The organism is Dactylosporangium aurantiacum (assembly GCF_000716715.1).
Lineage (GTDB): Bacteria > Actinomycetota > Actinomycetes > Mycobacteriales > Micromonosporaceae > Dactylosporangium > Dactylosporangium aurantiacum.
This window is the reverse complement of sequence record NZ_JNYJ01000004.1, coordinates 1-15,214: the sequence shown is the minus strand read 5'-3', so window position 1 is coordinate 15,214 and position 15,214 is coordinate 1. Positions and strand designations below refer to the sequence as shown.

The 15,214-nt window shown below is 74.7% G+C and carries 11 protein-coding genes; 7 read left to right on the top strand and 4 right to left on the bottom strand.

Going from position 1 to position 15,214, the window contains the following annotated elements:
- Nucleotides 1-124: 124 nt before the first annotated feature.
- Complete coding sequence (locus OP18_RS04805) at nucleotides 125-1,723, bottom strand: ABC-F family ATP-binding cassette domain-containing protein (RefSeq protein ID WP_033357519.1); 1,599 nt, start codon at nucleotides 1,721-1,723, stop codon at nucleotides 125-127.
- A gap of 199 nt (nucleotides 1,724-1,922) precedes the next feature.
- Nucleotides 1,923-5,000, bottom strand: a complete 3,078-nt coding sequence (locus tag OP18_RS51085; protein ID WP_156089299.1) for a hypothetical protein — start codon at nucleotides 4,998-5,000, stop codon at nucleotides 1,923-1,925.
- A gap of 24 nt (nucleotides 5,001-5,024) precedes the next feature.
- Here OP18_RS51085 and OP18_RS04795 point away from each other — a divergent pair, with 24 nt between their 5' ends.
- From OP18_RS04795 to OP18_RS04785, 3 genes are all read left to right on the top strand, one after another.
- Entirely contained in the window at nucleotides 5,025-5,525 is a 501-nt protein-coding gene (locus OP18_RS04795; RefSeq protein WP_033357518.1) for an acyl-CoA thioesterase, read from the top strand.
- A gap of 109 nt (nucleotides 5,526-5,634) precedes the next feature.
- Nucleotides 5,635-6,177 carry an RNA polymerase sigma factor gene (locus OP18_RS04790; RefSeq protein ID WP_033357517.1) on the top strand — a complete coding sequence of 181 codons (543 nt, stop codon included), beginning with the start codon at nucleotides 5,635-5,637 and terminating at the stop codon, nucleotides 6,175-6,177.
- Nucleotides 6,174-7,286 (top strand): hypothetical protein, encoded by a 1,113-nt coding sequence (locus OP18_RS04785; RefSeq protein ID WP_033357516.1) that lies wholly within the window; start codon nucleotides 6,174-6,176, stop codon nucleotides 7,284-7,286. The genes OP18_RS04790 and OP18_RS04785 overlap by 4 nt, the downstream gene beginning before the upstream one ends.
- Here OP18_RS04785 and OP18_RS04780 read toward each other — a convergent pair.
- Nucleotides 7,255-7,740, bottom strand: a complete 486-nt coding sequence (locus OP18_RS04780; RefSeq protein ID WP_033357515.1) for a TspO/MBR family protein — start codon at nucleotides 7,738-7,740, stop codon at nucleotides 7,255-7,257. The two genes, OP18_RS04785 and OP18_RS04780, sit on opposite strands and share 32 nt — an antisense overlap.
- A 98-nt stretch (nucleotides 7,741-7,838) precedes the next feature.
- Here OP18_RS04780 and OP18_RS04775 point away from each other — a divergent pair, with 98 nt between their 5' ends.
- The gene (locus tag OP18_RS04775) at nucleotides 7,839-9,773 is read left to right on the top strand and encodes an acetoacetate--CoA ligase (RefSeq protein WP_033357514.1); all 1,935 of its coding nucleotides are present in this window, start codon (nucleotides 7,839-7,841) and stop codon (nucleotides 9,771-9,773) included.
- On the opposite strand, the gene OP18_RS04770 is transcribed toward OP18_RS04775, so the two are convergent.
- Nucleotides 9,763-10,524: a TIGR03089 family protein gene (locus OP18_RS04770; RefSeq protein ID WP_081970371.1), complete on the bottom strand. Its 762-nt coding sequence runs from the start codon at nucleotides 10,522-10,524 to the stop codon at nucleotides 9,763-9,765. The genes OP18_RS04775 and OP18_RS04770 overlap by 11 nt on opposite strands.
- Before the next feature lie 52 nt (nucleotides 10,525-10,576).
- Between OP18_RS04770 and OP18_RS52045 the strand changes: the two genes are divergently transcribed.
- The 3 genes from OP18_RS52045 to OP18_RS04755 all read left to right on the top strand — a co-directional run bounded on the left by OP18_RS52045 (nucleotide 10,577) and on the right by OP18_RS04755 (nucleotide 15,069).
- Nucleotides 10,577-12,598 carry an FG-GAP-like repeat-containing protein gene (locus OP18_RS52045; protein ID WP_052386234.1) on the top strand — a complete coding sequence of 674 codons (2,022 nt, stop codon included), beginning with the start codon at nucleotides 10,577-10,579 and terminating at the stop codon, nucleotides 12,596-12,598.
- A gap of 126 nt (nucleotides 12,599-12,724) precedes the next feature.
- Nucleotides 12,725-13,870 (top strand): glycosyltransferase family 4 protein, encoded by a 1,146-nt coding sequence (locus tag OP18_RS04760; RefSeq protein WP_033357513.1) that lies wholly within the window; start codon nucleotides 12,725-12,727, stop codon nucleotides 13,868-13,870.
- A 101-nt stretch (nucleotides 13,871-13,971) separates the two neighbouring features.
- Nucleotides 13,972-15,069 carry a mannose-1-phosphate guanylyltransferase gene (locus OP18_RS04755; protein ID WP_033357512.1) on the top strand — a complete coding sequence of 366 codons (1,098 nt, stop codon included), beginning with the start codon at nucleotides 13,972-13,974 and terminating at the stop codon, nucleotides 15,067-15,069.
- The last annotated feature ends 145 nt before the right edge of the window (nucleotides 15,070-15,214 follow it).

Genomic DNA, 15,214 nt, shown 5'->3' with positions numbered 1-15,214 from the left:
CAGCATTGGTCTCGACCGTCCCAGGAACCTGATCGGCGTTGCCTGTCCCGCCGACTCGAATACAGACGCCGAGGGCGCCAACTCCACGGCGCAACCGTCAACCAGCGTCGAACCTCCGTCACCCTCACACCGGCGTGACGTGGCCGGCACCCACCTCCCAGCGCTGGTCGAAGCCGACATTCCGCGCGAAGTACCCGTCGTGCGTGATCATCACCAGGGTGCCGTGGTACGCCCGCAGCGCCTCCTCGACCACGTCGATCGCTTCGAAGTCGAGGTAGTTGGTGGGTTCGTCGAGGAAGAGGATCCCGGCGCCGGTGTTGACGATGACGGCGAGCAACAGGCGGCGCAGCTCGCCGGCGCTGAGGTCGCGCAGGCGGCGGTCCCACTCGTCCGGGCCGAACAGGTGGGCGGTGAGCAGGGCCTCGGCGTCGTCGACGTACACCGGAACCCTCGAACGGAAGTACGCCAGCACCGTGCGGTCATCGCCGCGCAGGTCGTCGTGGGTCTGGGGGAGGACCGCGACGTCGTGGGTGGTGGTGACCGTCCCCGCGTCGGGCGGGAGCTGGCCGGACAGGACCCGCAGCAGCGTGGTCTTGCCCGCGCCGTTGGGGCCGGTGACCAGGATGCGGCCGTGGACGTCCAGGTCGACGTCGTCGAGGAGGCGGCGGGCGCCGAGCTTCACGGTGAGGCCGCGGGCGGTCATGACCGAGGCGTCGCCGGCCGGCGGGAACGCCAGGGTCAGCGGGGGACGGGTCTCGGGCTCGGCGATCCAGCGGGCCGACGTCAGCTGCCGGGTCAGCCGCCGCTCGCGGGCCTTCGCCTTCTTGGCGACCTTCTTCGCGTACCGGCGCAGGCGGTCGGAGCCGAGGCCCGAGCGTACCGACTCCTCGACGCCACGGGCCTGGTCCTTCGTGGTGGCGATGTCGGCCTCCAGCCGCCGCCGGAACTTCTCCTGCGCCTCGTGGTCGAGCAGGAGCTTCTGCCAGCGGCGGGTCTTCTCGGTGCGGTAGTCGGTGTAGCCGCCCTCGTACCACTGCGGCCGCGTGTGGATGCCGTCGAGCTCGACGATGCGCGTCACGGTCCGGTCCAGGAACGCCCGGTCGTGCGTGACGACGAGGACCGCGCCGCGGAACGCCGCGAGGAACTCCCCGAGCCACGCGGTGCCGGCGGCGTCGAGGTGGTTCGTCGGCTCGTCGAGGATGAGCACGTCAGGGGTCGACAGCAGGACCCGCGCGAGCATCAGCCGGGCCTGCTCGCCGCCGCTCACGTCGCCGAGCGGCAGGTCGTCGGGCAGGTGCGCGATGTCGAGCCGGTCACGGACCTCGGCCCGGCGCTGCGGCGCCGTCCAGCCTTCCAGGGCCGTCCAGCGGTCCTGGATCCGCCCGTACTCGTCGAGCACCGTGAGATCGTCGGCGAGCCGGGCCTCCAGCTCGCGCATCCGCCGGGCCAGGCGTTCGACCTCGCCGTCGGCCAGGAACTCCAGCACCGTGTGCCGCGGATCCGGCACCTGCTGCGCGAAGTACCCGATCCGGCGCCCCGGCGCGAGGCGGACGTGCCCGCTCGTCGGCCGCTCGGCGCCGGTCAGCACCCGCAGCAGCGTGGTCTTGCCGGCGCCGTTGGGCCCGACGAGCCCCAGCCGGTCACCGGCGTTCAGGATGAGATCGACGCCTTCGAACAGCAGCTCGGCGTCGTAATGCTTGGACAGGGAGACAGCGCGTAGCACGGAAGCCTCGCAGCGGGTGTGAGCGCGGACGGGAACAAGGCCCGGCCGGTTGTCCGGTCAGGCGGGTTCGACACGTCCCTCGAATCACACGCCGACCATCATCCCGTGTCACCGCGGTGCGCTTCCACCGATTTTTGCGCCTGTACGACCAAAGGGCCGCCACCAGCGAGGTGACGGCCCTTCATGTGCGCTGGTCGGGTCAGCCGCGGTCGCGCGGCGGCGCGGCCCAGGGCGATGTCGGCGGCTCGTCGTCGCCACCGCGCCCGTCGCCGGCGCCCCGTTCGGCGTCTCGGGCACCGGTCGGTTCGCCGGTGTGCTCGGTGGTGTGGCCGGTGGTGTGGCCGGCGGTGTGGCCGGCGGTGTGGCCGGCGGCGCGTTCGGCGGCCAGCCGGTCGAGCTCCGCCTGGGCGGTGGCCCGCCGCTCCGCCTCGCCGCGGGCGAACGCCGCCCGGCGCTCCGCCTGCTCGGCGGCGCTGGGCGCGCCGAGCCTGGTCGTCGCGTCCGGGTCGATGGGCCCGATCCGGGTCGTCGCCTGCTGGTCGGCCGGCTCCTCGATGGGGTCGGTGGCCCGCATCGGCATGAACCGGGTCGCCGGAACTTCCGCGTCGCCGCCGACGGCCGGGTGCTCGCCGGTCTCGCTCGGCGCCGCGTGGCGGGGCCGCGACGGCACCGGAGCCTGCCGCCCGGGGTGGAAGGCCTCGGTCTCCTCCTCCCGCACCCCGCGCCGCCCGGTGTTGAACCCGTCGAACGACGGCCCGGCCAGGATCGACGTCTCCCGCACCACCTCGGACCGCGCCGCGCGCGACGGCAACGGCCCACCGGCCCCGGCCGCCGGCTCGGCGATCGGCTCCGTGGCAGCCTCGCTCATGGCGGGCCGCCCGTACCTGGTCTGCGGCACGTCCGACGCGGGCGCCGCGGAACCGGGGTGTAGCGGGCCGCTGGTGCCCCCACCGTACGGCGCGGGCGGCGACGTCGGCTGTGTCAGCGGCCGGGTCGGCAGCTCCCCGCCACCCTGCTCGGAGCCCGCCCCGGCCAGCCCGGCCGGCGCCCCGGACCACGGCGTGACCGCCGGCGGCGCCGAGTGCGGCGCAGGCGGGGCGGACTGTGGCGAAGGCGGGGCGGACTGTGGCGAAGGCGGCGCGGGCGGCGCCGAGTGTGGCGCGGGTGGCTCGGGTGGCGCGGAGTGTGGCGCGGGCGGGGCGGAGTGTGGCGCGGGCGGGGCAGAGCGTGCCGCGGGCGGGGCGGAGTGTGCCGCGGGCGGCGCCGAGTGCGGGGCCGGTGGCGCGGACTGTGGTGCCGGCGGCGCCGACTGCGGCGCGAACGGCGGTGCGGACGCGGGACCGGACGCGGGACCGCCGGCCTGCGGTGCCGGCGGCGCGGAGGCGGGCCCGGCGAACTGCGGCGCGGCCGCGGGCGGCGTGAACGGCGACGCCGGCGGTGCGGACGCGGGACCGGACGCGGGCCCGGTGAACTGCGGTGCCGCCGGCGGGAACGGCGACGCGGGCGGTGCCGGCGGCGCCGACGCGGGACCGGACCCGGGCGCCGCGAACTGCGGTGCTGCCGGCGCCGGCGTGGGCTGGCCGGGCTGCGGTGCCGGCGGTGCGGATGCGGGACGGGCCGCCCCGGGCGGAGCGAACGGCGGCGCCTGCCCACCCCCGGCCGGCCGGAACTGCGAACCCGGCGCCCCACCGGGCGGGAACGGCCCGGGCGGCGTAGCGGGAGCCTGCGGCGCGGCGGCAGGGGGCGGCGGACCACCCCGCCCACCGAGTGACGGCGGGAACGGCCCAGGCGGCGACGCCGGCGCGGCCGGAGCGGCGGCGGCACCGGAAGCGCCCGGGGCCGGCTGCCCGGCCGGCGACTGCGCGGCGGGCGCCTGCGCGGCGGGCACCTGCCCGAACGAGGCGGCGGAGGACTGTGCGGCAGGCGACTGCCCAAACGGCTGCCCGGCCTGCGACTGCCCAAACGGCTGCCCGGCCTGCGGCTGCCCACTCGGCGACTGCCCGAACGGCTGCGCGGCCGGCGGCTGGGCGGCCGGCGGGTGCGTGGCGGGCCGGTGCGCGGCGGGCGGCTGCCCGTACGGCGCGGCCGAGGGCTGCCCCGCGGGCGGCTGCGCGGCCGGCGGCTGGGTGACCGGCGGCTGGGCGGCGGTCGAGTCGGGCGTCAGCCACGCCGGCGAGCCGGAGGCGCTGGCGGGTGCCGACACCGGAGCCGGGCCACCCTGCCGACCAGGACCAGCACCAGGACCGGCACCAGGACGACCGGCCGCGGGTGGCTGCACGCCGAACCCGGCACCGGGCGCCGACCCGGGCCCGGCCGGCGGCGCGGAAGACACCGGCGGCGGGGCGGAGACCGGCGCCGCATACGACGGCGGCCCCGAAGCGACGGGCGGCGCGGAGGACACCGGCGCCGCATACGACGGCGGCCCGGACGCGACCGGAGGAGCCGACGAGACCGGCGGCGGAGCCGACACCGGCTTCGCGAACGACGGCGGCGCAGAGGACACCGGCGGGGCGGAGGACATCGGCGGGGCGGAGGACACCGGCGGGGCGGAGACCGGCGGGTGGCCGGCGGCTGACCGGGACTGCGGCGACATCGACACCGGCTGCGTGGCGTCGGTCGGCAGGCCCTGGCCGTACCCGGCGCCGGAGCCGTACGGCGGCAGCACCGACGTGGAGCCGGCACCGCCGTACGGCGGAAGGACCGACGTCGCGCCCGCCGGTGCGGGGAACTCGGTGGTCGGCGGGGCGTGGCCGGGGCGGGGTGCGACCTGCGGCGGCGCCGTCGGGCCCTGGCCCAGCGGGAACTCGTGCGGGTCGAGCGGCTCGCCGCCGGCGACGACCACCGGGGCGGCGGCGGGCCAGGCGCGCCAGCGCTTGACGCTCGCGGCGGCGACCAGCAGGGCCAGGCCGAGCACGGCGGTGGTGCCGTTCACGATGGGCAGCTGCAGGTTGATGGTGAGGCCGGCCAGCTTGTAGTCGGCGGGCAGGCCGTCGAGGGCGCCGAGCGGGTCGATGAAGAGGCTCACGTAGAGGCCCAGCAGCGCCAGGCCGGCCACGATCGGGCCGACCGGGGAGATGCGCAGGGTGGCGATGAGGCCGATGATGAGGCCGGCGCCCAGGAGGTAGGCGGCGGGCGCGATGAGGTCGACGCTGTCGAAGGCGCCCCGCTGGACCCATTTGGCCACCGTTTCGGTGGACTTCTGCTGGCCGAGGGCGATCAGCAGCCACGCGATCGGGGCGATCAGCATCCCCGCGATCAGGCTTCCCACGTGTCGCATGGTTCGCACCGTACCGTCTGTGTCATGCAGGAGCACACTGGCCGACCGACCGCGTATTCGCGGGTCACGCTGAGCCGGATCATGACCGCGGTGGACGTCAACCTGTACGGCACGGTCCACGGCGGCGTGATCATGAAGTTCATCGATGACGTGGCGGGTGCGGCCGCGGCGCGGCACACCGGTGGCACCGCGGTCACGGCGGCGATCGACGAGATCCTGTTCCTGGAGCCGCTGCGGGTCGGCGATCTGGTGCACGCGTACGCGCAGGTGAACTGGACCGGTTCGACGTCCATGGAGGTCGGGGTCCGGCTGGTCGCGCAGCGCTGGGACGAGGTCGCGGACCCGGTCGTCGTGGCGACCGCGTATCTGGTGTTCGTCGCGGTCGACGCCGACGGCAAGCCCCGGCGGGTGCCGCCGGTCGTGCCCGACTCGCCGGAGAACGAGGGCCGCTGGCGGGAGGCCGAGATCCGCCGCGAGCACCGCCTGTCCCGCCGCGACGCGATCCAGCGCCACCGCCAGCGGTAACCGCCGCGAGCACCGCCTGTCCCGCCGCGACGCGATCCAGCGCCACCGCCAGCGGTAACCGCCGCGAGGACATCGGGAACACGGCACGGACGTCCGGACAAGAAGAGGTGTGGACCCGGAAGGCAACCTCTTGATCGCGGACGGCTTCACGGCCCTCTACGACCGGCACGCGCGGACGCTGTACCGCTACTGCGCCCGCCGCGTCGGACCGGACCTGGCCGAGGACGTCGTCGCGCAGACGTTCCTCGTCGCGTACGAGCGCCGCCACACCTTCGCGCAGGACCAGCCGCCGCTGCCGTGGCTGTTCGGCATCGCCACGAACGTGCTCAACCGGCACCGCCGCGACGAGGTGCGCGGCTACCGCGCCCTGGCCAGGACGGGCACCGACCCGCTGCTGGCGCCGGCGACGCAGGAGAGCCACGCGACTCGCGCCGAGGAGCGCACCGACGCGCACCGCCGTTCGCGCACGGTCGCCGGGGTGCTGGCGGACCTGCCGCGGCGGCAGCGGGACGTGCTGCTGCTGTTCGCGGTCGCCGAGCTGTCGTACGCGGAGATCGCCGAGGCCCTGGACCTGCCGGTCGGCACGGTCCAGTCGGCGCTGCACCGGGCCCGCACCAAGATGCGCAAGGCACTGGAGGACGAGGACCGATGAGCGACGATGATCTCACCGCGGTGCGCGAGTTCCGCGCCGCACTGGACGAGCCCCGCGACGGCGCCCTCGCCGGGGGCCGCTGGCGGCTCGCCCGCACGGAGGCGCCGCACCGGCCCCGGCCGCGCAGGACGTGGCTGCTGGCCGGTGCGGGCGCGGCCCTGTCGGTCGCCGTCGTGATCGCCGGTGCGGCGGCGGTACACCCGACGGCCGCACCGAAGCGGCCGGACGCGATGGTGCCGGGGCAGAGCGCGGCACCGGCCAGCACGCCGGCCGCCGGCGACCTGCCGGTCACCCATGGCACGAAGGCGCCGATGCACCCGCAGGTCACCGGGCAGGCCGGCGGCACCCACGCGGCCGCGGTCGAGGCGCTGACCCGGCTGGCCGCGCTGCAGACCGGCGGCCCGGCGCAGGTCGGCGCGGGTGAGGCGCTGTACGTGAAGACGTACAACCTGCGCGACGGCGACGACGGGTCGGTCCACGAGGTCTGGCTCGACCCGCAGACCGGCGTGGCGCTGCGCATCCGGCGCTCCGACGGCACGCTGCGGACCGTCGACCACAGCCTGACGGCGCAGGAGGTCGCCGAGGAGACGGCGCGGGCCGCGGGTACGCCGCCCGGGCTGGACAACATGAACGGCGCCTACGTGGCCGCGTTCCCCGCCGGTGCCGGCCGGGCGCACGAGCTGTCGGCGTCGTGGCGGGAGTGGTCGCGGCAGGCGTACCCGGGCCGGGACACCGAAGGCATGGTGTGGAAGCAGCTGCACGAGGTGCTGCACTACGTCGAGCCGCGCCTCGACGCGCGGCAGCGGGCCGCGCTGCTCCTCGCGATGGCGGACCTGCCGGCGGTCACGGCCACCACCGCGTCGATCGCCGGCCGGCAGTACGACGTGGTGTGCCTGGCCAGGACCGGGCAGTCCACCGACTGCTCGCTCTTCGACCCGGCGACGGGCCGGTTCGTCGGGGACGCCTACCCCGCCGCCGACATGGTGGTGAAGGCGGACACCTTCTCCTTCGTCGACACCGGTGTGCAGCCGCGCCCGGCGCCCGGCACCGAGCCGGGGATCCTGGAGACGAAGGGCGCTACCGGTTCAGCCACCACACCGAAGCGTTGAGCGCGGTCGCGAAGGTCACCCACGCCCAATAGGGCAGCAGCAGTACCGCCGCCGGACGGGACTGCCGCCAGAACAGCGCGACGGTCACGCCGATCAGTGCCCACAGGGCGACGATGTCGGCCAGCGCCAGGCCGCGCAGGCCCGCCCCGAAGAACAGCGGCGTCCATATGGCGTTGAGCACCAGTTGGACGGCGTAGACGGTGAGGGCGGTGTTCCATCCGGAGCGCCGCCACACCAGCCAGCCGGAGACGGCGATGCAGCAGTACAGGACGGTCCAGACCGGCCCGAACAGCCACGACGGCGGCGCCCACGACGGCTGGGCCAGGGCGTTGTACTCGCTGGCGGTCCCGGCGACGCCGAGCCCGCCGATCAGGGCCGCGGCAGCGGCGGCGGCACCGAACCCGGCCAGTCCGATCCACTGCGGGCGGTGGTGGTGCGGCAACGACAGCGTCATACCCGCATCGATTACCCGCGACGGCCACACGGAAACCCGCCGCCGGATGTCGCCGGCCCACACTGAGCGATCGTTCGGGCGTACAGGAAGATGGTCGGATGGCGAAGGAGCTGTGGCGACCCCCGGCAGACGTCCGCGACCGCACCCGTATCGGTGCCTTCCTGCGGTGGCTGTCCAGCGAGCGGGGGCTGGAGTTCGACGGGTACCAGGACCTGTGGCAGTGGTCGGTCGACCAGCCGGCCGTGTTCTGGCAGGCGATCTGGGACCACTTCGAGGTCGTCGCGCACGAGCCGCCGGCCGCGGCGCTGCCCGACGCGCGGATGCCCGGCGCCGAGTGGTTCCCCGGTGCCCGCCTCAACTACGCCGAGCACGTGCTGCGGATGCCCGGCGTCGCCGACGGCGAGCCGGTCGTGCTGGCGTACTCGCAGACCCGCGAGCCGGTCACGCTCACCGCCGCCGAGCTGCGCGAGCAGGTCCGCCGGGCGCAGGCGACGCTGCGGCGACTCGGGGTCACGCGGGGTGACCGGGTCGCGGCGTACGCGCCCAACATTCCCGAGACGTTCGTGCTCATGCTCGCCACCGCCGCCCTCGGCGCGGTCTTCTCCAGCTGCGCGCCCGAGTTCGGCACCCGCTCGGTGGTCGACCGGTGGCAGCAGATCGAGCCGAAGGTGCTGGTGGCCGTCGACGGGTACCGCTACGGCGACAAGGCCGTCGACCGGCGCCCCGAGGTCGCGGCGATCCGGGCGGCGCTGCCGTCGCTGGAGGCGTTCGTCGAGATCCCGTACCTGCACGGGGCCGGCGAGGTGTGGGACCGGACCGACGAGCCGCTGACGTTCGCGCCGGTACCGTTCGACCACCCGCTGTACGTGCTGTACTCGTCCGGCACGACGGGCCTGCCGAAGCCGATCGTGCACGGGCACGGCGGCATCCTGCTCGAGCACCTGAAGATGCTGGCGCTGCACCACGACCTCGGCCCCGGCGACCGGTTCTTCTGGTTCACCACCACCGGCTGGATGATGTGGAACTACCTGGTGTCCGGCCCGGCGGTCGGCGCCGCGGTCGTCCTCGTCGACGGCAACCCGGCGCACCCGGACCTGGGCTGGCTGTGGCGGGTCGCGGCGGAGTCCGGGACCACCTACTTCGGCACGTCGGCGCCGTTCCTGCTGTCCTGCCGCAAGGCCGGTGTCGTGCCGAAGGACCTCGCCGACCTGTCGGCGCTGCGCGGGGTGGGCTCCACCGGCGCGCCGCTGCCGCCGGAGGGTTTCGAGTGGGTGTACGAGGCGGTCTCCGACCGGGTGCTGCTGGCCTCCGCGTCGGGCGGGACCGACGTGTGCACGGCGTTCGTCGGCGGGGTGCCGCTGCTGCCGGTCCGCGCCGGGGAGATCGCCTGCCGGGCCCTGGGCGCGCGGGTCGAGGCGTACGCGGCCGACGGCACCCCGGTCGTCGGTGAGCTCGGCGAGCTGGTCATCACCGCGCCGATGCCGAGCATGCCGGTCGGCTTCTGGGGCGACACCGACGGCTCCCGGTACGCCGACGCGTACTTCGGCACGTATCCGGGCGTGTGGCGGCACGGCGACTGGATCACCATCGACGAGACCGGCGCCTGCGTGATCACCGGCCGCTCCGACGCGACCCTCAACCGGGGCGGCGTGCGGCTCGGGACCAGCGAGTTCTACTCCGTCGTGGAGGCCCTCGACGAGGTGGTCGACTCGGTGGTCGTCCACCTCGAGGACCCGGCGGGCGGCGCGGGCGAGCTGCTGCTCTTCGTGGTGCTGCGGCCGGAGCTGACGCTCGACGACGCGCTGCGCGCCCGGATCGCGCGGGAGCTGCGCACGGCGCTGTCCCCGCGGCACGTGCCCGACCAGGTGTTCCAGGTCGACGCGGTGCCGCGGACGCTGTCGGGCAAGAAGCTGGAGGTGCCGGTGAAGCGGATCCTCACCGGCACGCCCGTGGACCGGGCCGCTGCGAAGGGCGCCCTGGCCAACCCGGAGTCGTTGCGGTACTTCGAGGCGGTCCGGCTGGCTAGACAGTAGGGCCGACGGTGAGCCCGACCTGCTCGGAGCCGGCCCGTGCGGGCAGCTTCGACAGGTCGGTGTGCACGCTGAGCACCACGCTGGCGCCGGCCGACAGCGGCGCGAGCAGCCAGTCCAGCGGGTACGGGTACACGTCGGCGTCGATGAGCACCCGGCCGCCGGTGATGCCGAGGTCGGCGGCGCGGGCCCGGGCGCGGGCCAGCAGGGCGGCGTGGTCGTCGAGCGAGCCGTCGGTCGCCACCAGCGCGCCGGTGTCCGCGGTCACCGGGGCGCCGGGGAAATGGTCGCCGTGCTGGCGGGCCGAGACGACGTAGTCGGCCCAGCCGGCCGGGACCTCGCGCAGCGGCATGCCCATCGGCGTCAGCCCGAGCACGAACCGGTCCGCGGGCCCGACCGGCACGCCCGCCTCGACCGCCGGCAGCGACGCGAACTCGACGTCGGTGCCGGCCGCGCTCGGCTCGCCGTACGCGACGGTGACCCCCGCCGACCAGGCGCCGAGCAGCACGGCCGCGGTCTGCCAGTGCGGCGGCAGCCAGACGCCGGCGGTGTCGCCGGGGCCCAGCCCGCAGCCGTCGACGAGCAGGTTGGCCGTCTTGGCGACCCAGTTGCCGAGCGTCGCGCCGGACAGCTCGGTCCGCTCGCCGGTGGCGTCGTCGTAGAAGGTCAGCAGCGGAAGTGACGGGTCGCCGCCGACAATTCCCGCAAAGAGTGAAGGAACTGTATTTCCCCTATGTCCGGAAAATCCTCCCATAGCATCTCCAATCGGGCGTAGCGCTGTGGTGTGTGCGATGGGGGTATGGGCAATGCGACGATACCGTCGGCTCAAACTGGTCGTCGTCGGTGGCGTCGCCGTCGCGCTGCTCAGCACCGGCGGTGCCACGGCCGACCCGCGGATCCCGTTCCTGCCGCCGCCGGAGAACCTCACCGAGCCGATCCAGTGGGCCAACCCCGCGGCGAAGGTGCCCGGCGGCACCGGCGTCACGCCGCAGGTGACCCGGATCGCGCTGGGCAGCTTCGACCGGCCCGCCGACGGCGTGGCCGCCCAGCGGGGCGTCCCGTCCGGCGTCGGCCCCGCCGAGCGTTACCGGCGCGCCCCGAAGGCCCGCACCCTCACGATCACCCGCCAGCCCACCGCGCCGTTCAGCGCCGTCGGCGTCACGTGGCGGGAGACCGGCCGGATCGGCACCGTCACGGTCGCCGTGCGCCACCACGTGCCCGGCGGCGACTGGAGCGCCTGGCGCACGGCCGACACCGGCGAAGCCGACCGCGACCTCGCACCCGGCGGCGGGCAGCGGCGCGGCGGCGCCGACCTCGTCTGGACCGGCCGGGCCGACGGCGTGCAGCTGGCCGTCACCACCACCGGCGGGCCCGCGCCGCACGACATCGCCGCCGACCTCATCGACCCCACCGACGCCCCCGGCGACACCGCACCGACCCCGCCGGCCACCGTCACGGAGAGCCAGCCCGTCGGGCTGCGGCCCTTCATGCCGGCCATCCTGCGCCGTGCCGCCTGGGGAGCCAACGAGCAGCAGATGAACTGGCGGCCGCAGTACGCCCAGTACGTGAAGGCCGTCGCGCTGCACCACACCGCCACCGGCAACGACTACCGCCCGGAGGACGTGCCGAAGATCCTCCGCTCGATCTACCAGTACCAGACGGTCAGCCGCGGCTGGGGCGACATCGGCTACAACGTGCTCGTCGACCGCTTCGGCCGGCTCTGGGAGGGCCGCTCCGGAGGGCTGTCCCGGCCCGTCGTCGGCGCCCAGGCGGGCGGGTTCAACACCGGCACCGCGGGCGTGGCGATGATCGGCGACTTCCGCACCGTGAACGTGCCGCAGGTCGTCCAGGAGGCCACCGCGCAGTACACCGCGTGGAAACTTTCACTGCAGCAGGCGATCGACCCGCGCGGCACCGTCAGCCTCACCGGGGGCGGGTCGACGTCGCGGTACCCGGCCGGCACCACCGTCACGGTGCCCCGCGTCTTCCCGCACCAGCAGACCAACCCGACCGAGTGCCCCGGCGCCAAGGGCCTCGCCGCGCTGCCCTGGGTCCGCGAGCGGGCCGCCGCGCTGCTCGGCGACCTGGTGAAACCCGAGGTCGTGCGCACCCTGCTGGCCGTGTACCGGCCGACCGACGGCACCGTGCGCCTGCAGGGCGTGCCCGAACCGGTCTTCACCAGCGGCCCGAACGAGATCCCGGTCGCCGCCGACTACAACGGCGACGGCAAGGCCGACGTGGCGACCTGGTCACCGACGACCGGCAACTGGAGCATGCTGCTGACCGGCGAGGGCCGCCGCACCGTCCAGTGGGGCCTGCCCGGCGACGTGCCCGCCCCCGCCGACTTCACCGGCGACGGCACCGCTGAGCTGGCCGTCTTCCGGCCGGCGACCGGGGTCTGGTACATCAAGGGCGTCGGCGAGGTGCAGCTCGGCGTGCCCGGCGACGTGCCCGTCCCCGCCGACTACACCGGCGACGGCCGGGCCGAGGCCGCCATCTGGCGCCCGTCGACCGGCCTGTGGGCGATCTACGCGCTGCGCGAGTTCAAGGTCGGCGCGCCCGGCCAGCTCGCCGCCCCCGCCGACTATGACGGCAACGGCACCGTCGACGCGGCGACCTGGTCCCCGGCCACCCAGCAGTTCACCATCGACGGCCAGCCCGCGATCCGGTTCGGCGCCGGCGGTTCCACGGCACGTCCCGTCGTCGCCCAGTACGACGGCGACGGCCGGGCCGACCCGGCGGTGTTCCGCGACGGCCGGTACGACATCCGGGGCGCGGGCGGTTACGACGTCGGCGCACAGGGCGACATCCCGATGCCGCTGAGCTGAATCCTCGGTTTCCTCGATCGCGAGTCGCGTCGTGGACATCGATCACCCGGGGATCGGGCGTAGGCTTTGCCTGACGTATCGAGTCCGTGAGTGATCGAGTCCGCGAGTGTTCGAAGGAGACGCCAAGTGACCCCCGGCCGTCCGCCCCGCGTGCTAGTCGACGCCACGAGTGTCCCAGCCGACCGAGGCGGTGTTGGGCGTTATGTCGACGGGCTGCTCGGCGCCTTGGCCGCGCTCGACGCGGACCTCGCCGTGGTCTGTCAGCGCACCGACGCCGAGCGTTACGGACGGTTACTGTCCGGAGCCCGGATCATGGCCGCGCCGGCCGCCGCCGCGCACCGCCCGGCCCGCCTCGCCTGGGAGCAGACCGGCCTGCCGATGCTCGCCCAGCAGGTGGGTGCCCAGGTGCTGCACTCGCCGTTCTACACGTGCCCGCTGCGCGCCGGCTGCCCGGTGACCGTCACCGTCCACGACGCCACCTTCTTCACCGAGCCGGAGCACTACGACAAGTCCCGCCGCACCTTCTTCCGCTCGGCGATCAAGACGTCGCTGCGCCGCGCCAGCCGGGTGATCGTGCCCAGCAAGGCGACCCGTGACGAGCTGATCCGCCTGCTGGACGCCGACCCGACCCGCATCGACGTCGCCTACCACGGCGTCGACTCCGACGCCTTCCACGCCCCGAGCGAGGACGAGAAGGCCCGCGTGCGGGCCCGGCTGGGGCTCGGCACGACCGAGTACATCGCCTTCCTCGGCGCCAAGGAGCCCCGCAAGAACGTGCCCAGCCTCATCCGCGGCTGGATCTCCGCCGTCCGCGACCGGCCGGACCCGCCGGCGCTCGTCATCGCCGGCGGCCAGGGCCACGACGACGAGATCGACGGCGCGCTCAGCGAGGTCCCCAGCCACCTGCGGCTGCTGCGCCCCGGCTACCTGCGCTACGCGGACCTGCCCGGGTTCCTCGGCGGTGCCGTCGTCGCGGCGTACCCGTCCTTCGGCGAGGGCTTCGGCCTGCCCATCCTGGAGGCCATGGCCTGCGGCGCGCCCGTGCTCACCACGCCGCGCCTGTCGCTGCCCGAGGTCGGCGGCGACGCCGTCGCCTACACCGGCCCCGGCACCGACGAGATCGCCCGCGACCTGGCCGCGCTGCTCGACGACAACGAGCGCCGCACCGCCCTGGCCAAGGCCGGCGCCGCCCGCGCCAAGGAGTTCACCTGGGAGTCCAGCGCGGAGGTGCACCTCGCCGCCTGGGCCAGAGCGGCCGGCCCGCGCATGTGATCGCCCGGTGTCACCTTCTGAAATCCCATCAGGCGATTTTGGTAATGGACATGACACCACCGAGTTGCTGGAATGCGTCCTCGCCTGGGCATGATGAAGCTGTGTTCTACGCGGTCATCCCAGCAGGAGGCAGTGGCACGCGGCTCTGGCCGTTGTCGCGAGCCGGTCATCCGAAGTTTCTCCACGCGCTCACCGGCACGCCGTTGTCGCTGCTCCAGGCGACGTACGGGCGCCTGAGCGACCTCGCGACGCCGGAGTCGACGTTCGTGGTCACCGGCGTGGCGCACGCGGCGGCAGTGGCCCGGCAGCTCCCCGGCCTCCCCGAGGGCAACATCCTCGTCGAGCCGACCCCGCGCGACTCGTGCGCCGCCATCGGCCTCGCCGCGGCGATCATCGCTCGGCGCGACCCGCACGCCGTCATGGGCGCCTTCGCCGCCGACCAGCTGGTCCGCGACGTGCCGGCGTTCACCGAGGTGCTGCGCGAGGCCATCCGCGGCGCCGAGGACGGCCTGCTCATGACCATCGGCATCACCCCGACCCACCCCGAGACCGGCTACGGCTACCTCCACGTGGGCGAGCCGACCGGCTCCGGCGAGATCTGCAAGGTCGCGTCGTTCGAGGAGAAGCCCGCGCTGCCCCTCGCCCAGGCGTATGTCGAGTCCGGCGAGTACCTGTGGAACGCCGGCATGTTCGTCTGGCGGGTCGACGTCTTCCTCGACGAGCTCGCCCGCCAGCAGCCGTCCCTGCACGACGGCCTCATCCGCATCGCCGAGTCCTGGGACACCCCCGACCGCGAAGAGGTCCTCGCCGAGATCTGGCCCGACCTGACCAAGATCTCCGTCGACTTCGGCGTCATGGAGGGCGCCGGCGTCGCCGGCCTCGTCGGCACCGTCCCCGGCCAGTTCGGCTGGAACGACGTCGGCGACTTCCACACCCTCGGCGAGCTCCTCGAGACCGACACCGCGGGCAACGTGGTCGTCAACCTCGACCCGACCGCCCAGACCGGCGTGCTCATGCAGGACGCCGAACGCGTCGTGGTCGTCCCGCAGACCGGCCGGCTCGTCGCCGTGGTCGGTGTCAGCGACCTGATCGTCGTCGACACCCCCGACGCGCTGCTGGTCTGCCCCCGCTCCCGCGCCCAGGACGTGAAGAAGCTCGTGGACAGCCTGAAGGAGCGCGGCTCGGTCGAGCTCCTCTGACCGTCGCGGAGAGGGACACCACGCGACCCGGTCGGTCGCTGGGGCGATGGAGCCTGTTGCGTTTTCGGTGGTGGGGTTGGGTTGCTGAATGAGGGGGCGGCGCGAAGCGCCGTCCCCTCATTCAGGTGCTGGTGGTGAGGGTGTG